A 12,558-nucleotide genomic window follows, 5' to 3' on the forward strand; every position below is an offset into this window, starting at 1 on the left:
ACACGACAACGAACCTGGCAAACGCACACTCGAAACCGGGGAATTGCGGCGACGACGAAGGCGGTCCGCTCGCGCGGTCCGGCCTGCCTCACCACCCTGGTTCAACCGAATAAATCACACTTTGTGCGATGCGGCAAATGTCCGGCGGCGCGCACGCGGCACGACGCATTCGGCGTTTCAAGTCGTTGATCGCGCGAGGGAAACTGCGCGACATGCGCCGGCGTTTGGTAACGATTGAAACCATTGGCGCGGCGGGTGCGCGCGGGCGCCGCGCGGTAGTGCTTTGTGTCGACTGCCGAGCTCGCCTTTGCTGACATTCCCGCGAAGGCGGGAATCCACGTGCCCGGGATGTCACGGCTTCCGAAGCGGTCATGGCTTCCAAAAGCTGTCATTCCCGCGCAGGCGGGAATCCATCTGTCCGACGTGCCATGTCTGACGAAGGTCTTGATGTCCCGAGGCATGGATCCCGCCTTCGCGGGAATGACAGCAAGGAGCGCGACCCGGTACTCACCCGCGTGAGCGGGCACCACTCCCCGCGGCTGCTTTTGGGGCGCAAAGAAGCGAAGCGCTAAACTTCCGGCTTCTTTCGACCCATCCCCGGCCAACGTGACCGACACCGCTCCCGCGACGGGCGCGCGCCGCCGCGCCGCGCTCGTCTTCATCTTCATCACGATCCTGATCGACGTGCTGTCGTTCGGCCTGATCATCCCGGTGCTGCCGCACCTGATCGAGCAGTTCGCCGGCGGCGACACCGCGCATGCGGCGTACTGGGTGGCGGCGTTCGGCTTCCTGTTCGCGGGCATCCAGTTCGTGACCTCGCCGGTCCAGGGCGCGTTGTCGGACCGGTTCGGCCGCAGGCCGGTGATCCTGCTCTCGTGCCTGGGCCTCGGGCTCGATTTCGTGTTCATGGCGCTGGCGCCGTCGCTGGCGTGGCTGCTGGTCGGACGCATCATTTCCGGCATCACGTCGGCCAGCTTCACCACGGCCAACGCCTACGTCGCCGACGTAACGCCGCCGGAAAAGCGCGCGAAGAGCTACGGCCTGCTCGGCGCCGCGTTCGGCGTGGGCTTCATCGTCGGCCCACTGATCGGCGGTGCGCTGGGCGAAGTCGACCTGCGCCTGCCGTTCTGGTTCGCCGCGGGACTGGCGCTGCTCAACTTCTGCTACGGCCTGTTCGTGCTGCCCGAATCGCTGCCGCCGGAGCGCCGCAGCCCGCGTTTCGACTGGTCGCATGCGAACCCGATCGGCTCGCTCGGACTGCTCAAGCGCTACCCGCAGGTGTTCGGATTGGCCGCAGTGGTGTTCATCGCGAACCTCGCGCACTACGTGTACCCGAGCGTGTTCGTGCTGTTCGCCGACTACCAGTACCAGTGGGGCCCGCGCGAGGTGAGCTACGTGCTCGCGATCGTCGGCGTGCTCAACGTGATCGTGCAGGCGGGGCTGGTCGGCAAGGCGGTGCACGCGCTGGGCGAACGACGCGCGCTGATGCTTGGCCTCGCATGCGGCGCGATCGGCTTCGGCATCTACGGCTTCGCGCACATGGGCTGGATGTTCCTCGTCGGCCTGCCGATCTCGGCGATCTGGGGACTGGCCGCGCCGTCGACGCAGGCATTGATCACGCGACAGGTCGGACCGGAAGTGCAGGGTCGCATCCAGGGCGCGCTGATGAGCCTGGTGAGCCTGGCCGGCATCATCGGCCCGGTCGTGTTCGCCGGCAGCTTCGGTTACTTCATCGACGACCGTGCGCCGGTGCATCTGCCGGGCGCGCCGTTCCTGATCGCCGGCATCCTGCTGGCGGTGGCGGTGGGCATCGCGTGGCGGTACGCGCGCGTGCCGGCTGCCGCACCGGCAGCGAGTGTGGTGGAGCCGGGTTGATGTGTTGAGGGTTTGAAGCTTTTGAGCTTTGAAGCTTGAAGCTTTGAAGCCCCTCTCCCCACGGGAGAGGGGTTGGGGTGAGGGGTAACGAAGGCTCACAGGTGAACAGCAGGTGCCTTGATGGGCTGCGGTTTGCTTCAGTCGCACCGTGCCCCAACGAACGCGGCTTCATGCGATGTGGTCGCCCATCACTCCGCCGACCCTCACCCCAACCCCTCTCCCGGAGGGAGAGGGGCTCGAGTCCGATGTCGGGACGCGAGACGCCTTAACAGCCCATTGCCGCGAACTTCACTGCCTCGCGTGCGCCGCAACGCCACACTCGGGATCCACGCGACGACCAGGATTCCCGCCATGCCCAAGTGCGATACCTGCGGCAACGATTACGACAAGGCGTTCACCGTCACCATGCCGCACGGCAGTGGGACGTTCGATTCGTTCGAATGCGCCATCCACAAGCTCGCGCCCACGTGCGAACACTGCGGCTGCCGCATCATCGGGCATGGCGTCGAACACGATGGCAAGTTCTGGTGCTGCGCGAGTTGCGCCAAGCATTCGGGCATCACGGGCATCGACGACCGCATCTGATGCGCGCGATCGGCGCGCCGGTCAGTCTTCCAGCGCGGTGAGCTGGTCGCCGGGGAAGGGCAGCAACGCCCAGAACGCGACGTCCTCATGCGCCCACTCGAAGGCCGCTTCGTTGAGGATTTCCAGGAACGTGTCGAAGTCTTCCGGATACGTCTCGCGCCATGCGCCGGCGTGTTCGATCAGCCAGACATAACCGGGCGCGGTGCGCCACGACATGTCGCGCAACACGTCCGACAGCGCATCCCAGTTCGCGCCGAACCCTGCGGGAAAACCGCCGGCCTTCGCCAGGCGCGCCATCAGGTCGGCCTTGTCGACGCAGTCGGACAGGTCGACGCGCATCACCGCGAAATCGAGCCCGGCCGCCGTCTGCGCCATCGCCTCGCCGTCGCGGTCGTCGATGAAGTACGCGCCACCGTGTTCGGGGTCGGCGAGGATCGTGCGCAGGTCGACGGCGCTCATCGCGTCTCCTTCGATGCCCATTCGAAGCGGCGGAAGCTCTGGTAGTGATCGGCCGTGTACCAGTATTCGGCCGGCGGATCGCCGCCGGCGATGATCCGTCGCGCGCCGCGCGTGTCGGCACCGGGCGTGGGCACGGTGTATTCGCGGTAATAGCCGCGCGGCTGCTGCGGCAGGCGGCCTTCGCGATTCTGGAACACGCTGCCGTCCTGCCGGTACGGATGCGCCGCGCCGCTGGCAATGCGCTCGAGCACCGCATGTGCTTCCACCGGCAGGAACGCCGGATAGCCGACCTGCGCCGCACGCTGCGCGGTGATCGGCGGCGCGTCGACCGGGCGCAGTTCGCCGTCGCCGGCGCGCCTGGTCCACGCCCACAGGGCGACCAGCGCGATGAGCGCGACGAGCCAGATCGAATGCGAACGGCGCACGTGCGATCAGCCGGGTGACGCGTCAGCCGCAGCGGATGCCGGTGATCGCGCCGCGGTCGTTGACGTCGACGTTCACTCGATCCTCGCGGAAATCCATCGTCGCCATCTGGCCCGGACGCAGCACGCGCGCGTCGCGGCTGCCGGTGCCCTGCAGGATGCGGTTGACGACGTCGTCGTTGACGGCCGAGCCGATCGCCCAGCGCGCGCCTTCGGCATTGCACTTGCCGGTCGGCGCGGTCGGCCCGCCGGCGACCGGCGTCGTGGATGCACAGCCGGCCAGCGATGCGGCAGCCAGGACGGTCAGGCACAGGATGATGCGGGTCATGGGGTTCTCCTTGTCGTGGTCGGGCGCACCGTGCGCCCGGACGCGTGTTCAGGGTGTAAAGGATAGCGGCGCTTCTGCTTCCTCCCCTGCGAATGCAGGGGAGGGTTGGGGAGGGGTTAAGTGCCGAGTGGGCGCTCACGCAACGAGTGCGGCGCCCGTGATCTGCAATTGCATCGTTGCATCGCATGCCCCGACCCTCACCCCAACCCCTCTCAGCTCTGCACTCCCTTCGGTCGCCGGTGGGAGAGGGGCTCGACGCACTGAGAGGGGCTTATTGACGCGGGAACTCCGCCTCGAGAATCGAATACCCCGCATCGCGCATGCCCAGCGCTTCGTAGGTTTTCTGCGCGTTCGTGTTCTCGCGTTCGACGTACAGGCGCAGGCCGACCACGCCGGGCGTGTCGCGCGCGAGTTGTTCGACGTGGCGGTACAGCGCGGTGAACACGCCCATGCGGCGGAACTGCGGCGGCACGTAGACGCTCTGGATCCACCACCAGTCGCCGTTGCGCCAGTCGCTCCATTCGCGCGTGAGCATCAGCGTGCCGGCCGGCGCGGCGATGGTTTCGCGACCGGCGACGGCCGATTCGTGCATCGCGACGAAGTAGCGCGCCTTCGCCGGATCGGCGATGCCCGCTTCGACGCCTGCGCGCACGGTCTTTTCGTCGAGCTGCTTGTGCTCGGTTTCCAGCGCCATGGCGACGGCCCATTGCGCGAGCAGGTCGCGGTCGTGGACGTGCGCGGCGCGGATGCGGAGTTGGGACATGGCGTCGGGGTGATGAAGGCAAGAAAACGACGGCTGTCAGCGCGTCACGGTAATGACGCCGCACGCGACGCGACCGCCCGCATTGCCGGTCGGCTGCGTGCGGTAGTCGTCGGCCGCGGCATGCACGATCACCGCCTTCCCGGCGACGTCGTTCGCGGCGCCGCCGCCGAGCGTCACGCCTTCGGCATGGGCATTCACCTGCGCGACGCCCTCGGCGTTGGCGACGAGGTTGTCCATGTCGCCGCCGTGGTGCGCCCCGCTGCCGACCTTGCCGTGCGGCTGCGCGGCCGGGTTGAAGTGGCCGCCGGCGCTGCTCGCGTCCGCCGCGCTGCAGTCGCCCTTCTCGTGGATGTGGATCGCGTGCGTGCTGCCCGGCGACAGGCCGCCGACTTCGCCCGTCAGGTGCACGCCGTTGCCCATCGGCACGACGGTCAGCTTGCCGCTCACCAGGCTGCCCGACGCCGAAGCGAGGTTCACCGTGGCGGACTTCGCGGTCGATTGCGCGGCGGGCGCGGCCGGCGTCGGCGCGCTTGCGGCGGGCGCGGTCGACTTGGTCGGCGCGGACGAGCTGCAGGCCGACAGCGCGAGCACGGACGCGGCGAGCAGGACGGGGGTGAGGGCGGTCTTCATCGGCTTCTCCTTGCGAAACGGACAACGGTGTCTGGTTCTTGCCCCTCCCGCGTGCGGAAGGAGCGCCCCGATGGGGCGAAGCGGGCGACGGTGCGGCAGGCTACCGTCGCGACGGTAGGCCGCCGGTGAACGGCGCGGCGGCCTTCACGACGGACGACGCCGTCCGGGCCCGAGCTTGCGCGTGAGCGTATTGCGCCCGAGCCCGAGCCGCGCCGCCGCTTCGGTGCGACGCCCGCCGGTGTGTTCCAGCGCCGCATCGAACAACGCACGTTCGAACCGTTCGCGCGCCTGCGCGTGGATGTCGTCGCGCCCCAGTTCAAGCTGCGCCCGCGCCCACGCGGCAAGTCGGCGATCCCAGTCATCATCGCCCGCGGCCTGCGCGTCGTCCTTGCCCGGCGTGGCCGCAAGCGCTTCATCGAGGTCCTCGCGCGTGATGGTGTCGCCCGGTGCGAGCGCGGCCAGTCGCCAGCAGAGGTTCTCCAGCTGGCGCACGTTGCCGGGCCAGTCGTAGGCGACCAGCCGTTCGACCGCGGCGGGTGCCAGGCGCTTGGCCGGCGCGTCGAAACGCGTCGCGGCCGCCCGCAGGAACCGTTCGGCAAGACGCGGCACGTCCTCGCGGCGTTCGCGCAGCGCGGGCAGCCGCAGGCGCACGACGTCGAGCCGGTGCAGCAGGTCGGCGCGGAAACGGCCCGCCTCGACCAGCGCTTCCAGATCCTGGTGCGTCGCGGCGATCACGCGCACGTCCACGCGGATCAGCTCGCGCCCGCCGACGCGGAAGAACTCGCCTTCGGCCAGCACGCGCAGCAAACGCGTCTGCAGCGGCAGCGGCATGTCGCCGATCTCGTCGAGGAACAGCGTGCCGCCGTGCGCCTGTTCGAAGCGGCCGACGTGGCGCCGCTGCGCACCGGTGAACGCGCCCGCCTCGTGGCCGAACAGCTCGCTTTCCAGCAGCTCGGCCGGAATCGCCGCGGTGTTGAGCGCGACGAACGGCGCCTGCGCACGCGGCGATTCGCGATGCAGCGCGCGCGCGACCAGCTCCTTGCCGGTGCCGGTTTCGCCGGTGATCAGCACCGACAAAGGCGCCTGCGCGAGGCGGCCGATCGCGCGGAACAGCGTGCGCATCGCCGGCGCCTCGCCGATCAGTGCGTCGTCCTGCGTCGCGGCCGTATCGCGCTGCGGCGGCTCGGCGGCTTCGCGCGTGGCGAGCGTGCGCGCGGCCAGCTCGACGGCTTCGTCCAGATCGAACGGCTTCGACAGGAACTCGTGCGCGCCGCCGCGGAAGGCGCCGGCGGTGCTGGCGACGTCGGTGTAGGCGCTCATCACGATGACCGGCAACTTCGGCGCCTGCGCCTTCAGCTTGTCGAGCAGGACCAGGCCGTCGTCGCCCGGCATGCGCACGTCGGTGAACAGCAGGTCGGGCGCGCCACGTTCGGCGAGCGCATCGAGCGCGTCGCGCGCGTTCTCGAAACCGTCGACGCGATAGCCGGCCTCGCGCAGCGCGGTGGCGAGCACGAACCGCACGCTGCGGTCGTCGTCGACCACCCAGACGCGGGCATCGCTCGTGTCATGTGGCTTCATCAGGGTGCGTCCTCGACGTGCATCGGCAGCAGCAGGGTGAACACGGTGTGGCCCGGGCGCGAGCGGTAGGCGAGCGAGCCGCGGTGTTCGCGCGCGACCTGCTGCGCGAGCGCGAGCCCGAGGCCGCTGCCTTCTGCGCGTCCCGACACGAGCGGCAGGAACAGGCGTTCGGTGAGTTCGTCCGGCACGCCGCGGCCGTCGTCGACGATCTCCAGCCGAAGCGCGATCGGATGCACCGCATCGGCGATGCGCACGGCGTGTTCAGCGCGCGTGCGCAGCGTGACGTTCGCCGCGCCGGCCTCGATCGCGTTGCGCACCAGGTTCCACACCGCCTGCATCAGGCGGTCGGAATCGCCGGCGAACTCGGGCAGGCTCGGATCGTAGTCGCGCACCAGCCGCACGGCCCAGCCGGCGTCGCTTTCGGCCAGGCGCAGCACGCGTTCGAGCACGGCATGGATGTTGAGCGGCGCGTGGGGCCGCGGCGGCGCCGGCGTGAGTAGGCGATCGACCAGCGCGGTGAGGCGTTCGACCTCGGAGCCGATCATCGCCACCAGTTCGCGCGAATCGCCCTGCGTCTCGGCATCGAGGCGGCGCGACAGCAACTGCGCGGCGCCCTTCAGGCCGGCGAGCGGATTACGCAATTCGTGCGCGAGTCCCTTGAGCGACGCCGACAACGCGGACGGCAGCAGCAGCGCCGGATCGTCGCCGGGGAATTCGTCGACCGGATGCGCCTCCAGCAGCCAGCCGCCGTCGTCGCGCCGGCTCAGCCAGACGTCGGCGAAGCATTCCTCGCCATCGGCGTAGCGCAGGCGGCTGCGGCGCACGCGCAGCGGCGCGTCGGCGGCGTCGAGGCGGCCCATCGCATCGGCGAGCCGTCCCTCTCCGCCCTCGAGCCCGGCGAGCGGCCAGCCGATCAGCCGGCGCGCGCCAACCCCGAGCCAGCGCGAGAACGCCGCGTTGCAGCCGACGATTGCCCCTTCCTCGTCGCTCCACGCGACGGGTGTGGTCAGCGTGTCGAGCTCGGGGCGGAGGGTGTCGGGCGGGGTGGGCATTGCACCATCCTAGTGCAAGGGCAGCCGCGCGGTCGCCGTCGCCGTGCTTGCCGCGGCTGTCCTGCCTTGCGACAAAATGACTTCAGCCACCGGCTGCCCTAGACTCCTGTAAACGTTTTCACGGACCCTGCTGCATGTCATCTGCCCGCGTCGAAGCCCTGTTGGCCGCCATGACCCTGGAGGAAAAGGTCGGCCAGCTGGGCGTGTTCGCCGACATGGTCCGGCCCTTCAATCCCGACGTGAACCCTGAGACCAACGTCCGCAACGCCGACCAGGTGCTGGACGAGATCCGGGCCGGCGCCGTCGGGTCGCTGTTCAACGGCTACGGCGTCGAAGCGGGCCGACGTCTGCAGAAAGTCGCTGTCGAGGAAAGCCGCCTGGGCATCCCGGTGATCCTCGCCGCGGACGTGATCCACGGCATGAAGACCGTCTTCCCGATTCCGCTCGGCGAAGCGGCCAGCTTCGAGCCCGACCTCGCGCAGCGCACCGCGCGTGCCACCGCGATCGAAGCCACGGCCAGCGGCGTGCACTGGACCTACGCGCCGTCGGTCGACATCGCGCGCGACCAGCGCTGGGGCCGCGGCGCGGAGAGCGCGGGCGAAGACACCTTCCTCTCCTGCGCGTTCGCCGCCGCGCGCGTGCGCGGCTTCCAGGGCGACGACCTGCGTTCGCCCGACGCGCTGCTCGCCACGCCCAAGCACTTCGCCGCGTACGGCGCGGTCGCCGCCGGCATGGAATACGCGACGGTCGACATCTCGCCGCAGACGCTGCGCGACGTGCACCTGCCGCCGTTCAAGGCGGCCATCGACGCCGGCGCGTTGGCGATCATGTCCTCGTTCAACGACATCAACGGCGTGCCGGCGTCCGCCAATGCGTGGTTGCTGACGGACCTGCTGCGCGGCGAATGGAAATTCCGTGGCGTTGTCGTGTCGGACTACACCTCCGACATGGAACTGATCGCGCACGGCTACGCCGAGGACGAACGCGATGCCACGCGCCGCTCGATCCTCGCCGGGCTCGACCTGAGCATGCAGAGCGGCTTCTTCGCGAACCACCTTCCCGCGCTGGTCGAAAGCGGCGAGGTGCCGATCGAGCGCGTCGACGAAGCGGTGCGCCGCATGCTGACGCTGAAGGAAACCATCGGCCTGCTCGACGATCCGTATCGTTCGCTCGATCCGGCGCGTGAAGCGGATCGTTCGTGGATCGATGCGCACGACGCACTCGCCCGCGAGGCCGCGCGCCGTTCCATCGTGCTGGCGAAGAACGATGGCGACGTGCTGCCGCTGCGCAGCGCCGGCCAGCGCATCGCGCTGATCGGCCCGTTCGCGAGCGATCGCGACAACATCGAAGGCTGCTGGACGCTGTTTGGTGACAAGTCGCGTTACGTCAGCTGGGAAGACGGCTTCCGTGCCGCGATGGACGACGCGGCGTTGCTAGACGTCGTCGCCGGCTGCGCGCCGGAAGGCCCGCTCGACGGCGGCATCGAAGCGGCCGTCGAAGCCGCCGCGCGCGCCGACGTCGTCGTGCTCGCGCTGGGCGAACCGCAGAACTACAGCGGCGAAGCGCAATCGCGCGTGCAGATCACGATTCCGCCCGCACAGCAGGCGTTGGCCGACGCGGTCACCGCCGTCGGCAAGCCCGTCGTCGTGCTCCTGCGCAACGGCCGCGCGCTGGCGCTGGAAGGCGCGGTGCGCGACGCCGACGCGGTGCTCGTCACGTGGTTCCTCGGCACGCAGTCGGGCCATGCGGTCGCCGACGTGGTGTTCGGGCATTACGGTCCGTCGGCGCGTTTGCCGGTGAGCTTTCCGCTCGCGTCGGGCCAGCAGCCGTACTTCTACAACCACACGCGCACCGGCCGGCCCGAAACGCCGGACATGTCGGAGTTCAAGGCGCGCTGGCGCGAGATCCCGAACGAGCCGTTGTATCCGTTCGGTCACGGCCTGACCTACAGCCGTTTCGAATACGGCGATGTCGAGCTGTCGACGAGCGAACTTGCATGGGGCGACACGCTCGAGGTGCGCGCGACGTTGACGAACACCGGCACGCGCGCGGCGGAGGAAGTCGCGCAGCTGTACATCCACGATCGCGTCGCCAGCCGCGTGCGTCCGGTGCGCGAGCTGCGCGGTTTCGCGAAGGTGCGGCTCGAACCGGGCGAACGCACGACAGTGCGCTTCACGCTCGATCTCGAGGCGCTGGCGTTCTCCGGTGCGGACGGCGTGCGACGCGCGGAGCCCGGCACGTTCGACGTGTGGATCGCGCCGAACTGCAAGGCAGGCAAGCCGGCGTCGTTCAGGCTGGGAACGGCGCGCGGGTAAGGTCCGCGCGAAGCGGCGTCAGCGCGGTTTCGAATACCACAGCGCGTTGACGATCACCCAGCGGTCGCCGAACTTGCCCATGTGGAAGAAGTCGACGAACCACGGCGTTTCCGCGCGCACCGCCGCGGCATTGCCGGCGACGTCGAGCACGGTGCACGAGCGGTTCCATTGATCCTTCGGCGTCTTCAGCGCGCCCTGCTTCGTCAGTTCCACCAGTTCTTCCTTGCTCATGCGGCGCAGGCCCAGACGTTCATCGGGCGTATCGCCGAGCACGCGCCGCTTCGCGAGGTCCGGATGCAGCGAGCGCGCGACGCGCTCGGGATCGCCTTCGAGCTGGCCGTCGACGTAATCGAAACAGGTCGCTTCGAGCGCCGCGCGCGCGGCGGGATCGATGGCGGCTTGCGGCGCGGCGCCGGTGGCCGAGGCGGCGATGAACAACAGACCCATCATGGACATGGCGCGGCTCCTGTATTGCAAGAAGGTCGGGGTGGGATTGTTGTCGAGTGGATGTCCGCTACCGGCTACGAGCGGACATCCGAAACGTGAAGGCTTACCACCAGAACCAGAGTGCAAGCCCACCGTTGCGATTACCGATCGAGTGATCTCCGCTGCCAGACTGCGTGCCTGCCACGCCGGCCCTCAGTGCAGCAAGCCAGTTCGTACCGAGCGTCAGCACGGCAGGTTGCGTGTCTGGAGGAAAATTCCAGGCAGCGGGATCGGGTGCGAGCGAGACGTTCCATTTCTCCGGAGAGAGCCAAGCGGCAGCGCCGCCTCGATTGTTGGGCACTCGAAGCTGCTCGGACGTGGGTGGACTCACGGTGATCGTACGGCCGCCAGCCCCAGTGACCGTCAATGCGTCGAGCAACTCCAGCAGCGATCTGCAACCGGCCGCATCGGCGTTGAGGTTCCAGCCAGGATAGTTGCGCTCATTCTCGGTGTATCGCCACAGAGAAACGCGTCCTGACTGCCTCCAGGTATTCACCGGCGATAGTCCTTGCAAGGCCATCAATCTATTCCTACGCCCATGTCCGCCATGTGTCGAACGCGGACATTAGCACCCCACGCTCGCGGCCCGTTGCGACGTCCGGCCGAGCCATCCAAACCCCAACGCCCCCACGCGCATCCGAAGGCATGTGGCATCGCCCGATGCCGTAAAGTCGGCCCGGCCGAAGGAGGACGCTCATGCGCAAGGTGTTGGTGACGGTGCTGGTGCTGATCGCGGTGGGAGCCGCGGCGGTGTTCTGGTGGACGCGGCCGGAGCGCGACAAGCCCATCGATCCGCGCATGGCGTGCCATGTCGGGCTGTATCGCCTCGATGACGGTCGTCTCGTCGATATCGCGCCGATGTCCGAACCCGGCCTGCGCTGGCGCGCGATGGACGGACGCACGGGCAAGCTGGTGCAGGACGAGGCCGGCACGTGGAGCGGCACCGTTGGCTGGAGCGACCACGCCGACACCACGCCGGTATCGCTGGGCACCTGCGAGAAGCCGGCGATGACATTCGAAGGCCATCGCGGCACGAAGCTGCAGTTCGAAGCGGTGGAGACGCGCTTCGAAGGCAACGGCGAAACGCTGGCCGGCCGCCTCGTGATGCCGCCGGGCGACGGCCCGGTGCCGATCGCGGTGATGGTGCACGGCTCGGAAGGCTATTCGGCGCGCACGTTCAATGCATTCCAGCGCATCTTCCCCGCCAACGGCATCGGCGTGTTCGTGTACGACAAGCGCGGCACGGGCGACAGCACCGGCCGTTACAGTCAGGATTTCCACCTGCTCGCCGACGACGCTGCGGCCGCGCTGAAGGAAGCGCGTCGCCTGGCGGGCAAGCGCGCCGGCCGCGTCGGTTACAGCGGCGGCAGCCAGGCCGGCTGGATCGAACCGCTTGCCGCGCAGCGCAGCGATCCGGATTTCGTCGCGGTGAGTTTCGGCCTGGCCGACAGCCCGCTCGCCGAAGATCGCGACCAGGTGCAGCTGGACCTGATCCGCGCCGGCTTCAAGGGCGACGCGTTGGTGAAGGCGCGCGAAGTGACCGACGCGACGGGCGAGGTGATGGCGTCGGGCTTCAAGGATGGCTACGACCGCCTCGAAGCGCTGAAGGCGAAGTACGGCAAGGAGCCGTGGTGGAATGCCATGCAGGGCGAGTTCACCGGCGACATCGTCAAGCATTCGCCGACGATGTTGCGGCTGGTTGGGCCGTTCCATGACGAAGGCACGACGTGGCGCCACGACCCGATGCCGCCGCTGCGCGCAGTGAAGGTGCCGTTGCTGTGGATCATCGCCGGCGCCGACAAGGAAGCGCCGCCGGAGGAAACGCGTCGTCGCCTGCTGTCGGTGGCGAAGACGAATCCGAACGTGGAAGTCGTCGAATTCCCCGGCACCGACCACGGCATCATCGAATTCGAGACCGGCGCCGATGGCGAGCGCACGGCGCTGCGCTACGCGGACGGCTATTACGCGATGCTCGTGGACTGGATCCGCGACGGCGCGTTGAAGCCGGCGGCGTATGGGAATTCGGAGCGGTTGGCGCCGCGGTAACGCGTGTCGCTCCGCCGCC

The 12,558-nt window shown here is 68.9% G+C and carries 14 protein-coding genes; 4 read left to right on the forward strand and 10 right to left on the reverse strand.

The window, feature by feature from the left end; translation table 11 throughout:
- Positions 1–101: 101 nt before the first annotated feature.
- Positions 102–461, reverse strand: a complete 360-nt coding sequence (locus tag GOY17_RS18680; protein ID WP_198173759.1) for a hypothetical protein — start codon at positions 459–461, stop codon at positions 102–104.
- Positions 462–606: 145 nt separating this feature from the next.
- On the opposite strand from GOY17_RS18680, the gene GOY17_RS00565 reads away from it, so the two are divergent.
- Together GOY17_RS00565 and GOY17_RS00570 are read left to right on the forward strand one after the other, a co-directional pair.
- Positions 607–1,875, forward strand: a complete 1,269-nt coding sequence (locus tag GOY17_RS00565) for a TCR/Tet family MFS transporter (protein WP_157028866.1) — start codon at positions 607–609, stop codon at positions 1,873–1,875.
- A 351-nt stretch (positions 1,876–2,226) separates the two neighbouring features.
- Positions 2,227–2,460, forward strand: a complete 234-nt coding sequence (locus GOY17_RS00570) for a metallothionein (protein WP_115844733.1) — start codon at positions 2,227–2,229, stop codon at positions 2,458–2,460.
- 21 nt (positions 2,461–2,481) lie between these two features.
- On the opposite strand, the gene GOY17_RS00575 is transcribed toward GOY17_RS00570, so the two are convergent.
- From GOY17_RS00575 to GOY17_RS00605, 7 genes are all read right to left on the reverse strand, one after another.
- The gene (locus GOY17_RS00575) at positions 2,482–2,919 is read right to left on the reverse strand and encodes a barstar family protein (protein ID WP_198173760.1); all 438 of its coding nucleotides are present in this window, start codon (positions 2,917–2,919) and stop codon (positions 2,482–2,484) included.
- Positions 2,916–3,344, reverse strand: coding sequence for a guanyl-specific ribonuclease (locus tag GOY17_RS00580; protein WP_157028868.1), 429 nt, complete (start codon positions 3,342–3,344; stop codon positions 2,916–2,918). The genes GOY17_RS00575 and GOY17_RS00580 overlap by 4 nt, the downstream gene beginning before the upstream one ends.
- Before the next feature lie 22 nt (positions 3,345–3,366).
- Positions 3,367–3,669, reverse strand: coding sequence for an I78 family peptidase inhibitor (locus GOY17_RS00585; RefSeq protein ID WP_115844727.1), 303 nt, complete (start codon positions 3,667–3,669; stop codon positions 3,367–3,369).
- A 271-nt stretch (positions 3,670–3,940) separates the two neighbouring features.
- On the reverse strand, positions 3,941–4,432 hold the full coding sequence (locus GOY17_RS00590) for a GNAT family N-acetyltransferase (RefSeq protein ID WP_157028869.1): 492 nt from the start codon (positions 4,430–4,432) through the stop codon (positions 3,941–3,943).
- Between the two features lie 36 nt (positions 4,433–4,468).
- The gene (locus GOY17_RS00595; RefSeq protein WP_157028870.1) at positions 4,469–5,062 is read right to left on the reverse strand and encodes a superoxide dismutase family protein; all 594 of its coding nucleotides are present in this window, start codon (positions 5,060–5,062) and stop codon (positions 4,469–4,471) included.
- Between the two features lie 144 nt (positions 5,063–5,206).
- The gene (gene ntrC, locus GOY17_RS00600) at positions 5,207–6,640 is read right to left on the reverse strand and encodes a nitrogen regulation protein NR(I) (RefSeq protein WP_157028871.1); all 1,434 of its coding nucleotides are present in this window, start codon (positions 6,638–6,640) and stop codon (positions 5,207–5,209) included.
- Positions 6,640–7,692 carry a two-component system sensor histidine kinase NtrB gene (locus GOY17_RS00605; RefSeq protein WP_157028872.1) on the reverse strand — a complete coding sequence of 351 codons (1,053 nt, stop codon included), beginning with the start codon at positions 7,690–7,692 and terminating at the stop codon, positions 6,640–6,642. Before GOY17_RS00605 ends, ntrC begins: the two co-directional genes overlap by 1 nt.
- Before the next feature lie 134 nt (positions 7,693–7,826).
- Between GOY17_RS00605 and GOY17_RS00610 the strand changes: the two genes are divergently transcribed.
- A complete protein-coding gene (locus tag GOY17_RS00610) occupies positions 7,827–10,007 on the forward strand; it encodes a glycoside hydrolase family 3 N-terminal domain-containing protein (protein ID WP_157028873.1) in 2,181 nt (726 codons plus the stop codon).
- 18 nt (positions 10,008–10,025) lie between these two features.
- Here GOY17_RS00610 and GOY17_RS00615 read toward each other — a convergent pair whose 3' ends face one another.
- Both GOY17_RS00615 and GOY17_RS00620 read right to left on the reverse strand, forming a co-directional pair.
- Positions 10,026–10,463: a nuclear transport factor 2 family protein gene (locus GOY17_RS00615; RefSeq protein ID WP_157028874.1), complete on the reverse strand. Its 438-nt coding sequence runs from the start codon at positions 10,461–10,463 to the stop codon at positions 10,026–10,028.
- 94 nt (positions 10,464–10,557) lie between these two features.
- Positions 10,558–11,013, reverse strand: coding sequence for a hypothetical protein (locus GOY17_RS00620; protein WP_157028875.1), 456 nt, complete (start codon positions 11,011–11,013; stop codon positions 10,558–10,560).
- 176 nt (positions 11,014–11,189) lie between these two features.
- Between GOY17_RS00620 and GOY17_RS00625 the strand changes: the two genes are divergently transcribed.
- Entirely contained in the window at positions 11,190–12,539 is a 1,350-nt protein-coding gene (locus tag GOY17_RS00625) for an alpha/beta hydrolase family protein (protein ID WP_157028876.1), read from the forward strand.
- Positions 12,540–12,558: the final 19 nt, after the last annotated feature.

The organism is Lysobacter soli (genome assembly GCF_009755585.1).
In the GTDB taxonomy this organism is placed as follows: Bacteria; Pseudomonadota; Gammaproteobacteria; order Xanthomonadales; family Xanthomonadaceae; genus Lysobacter_J; species Lysobacter_J soli.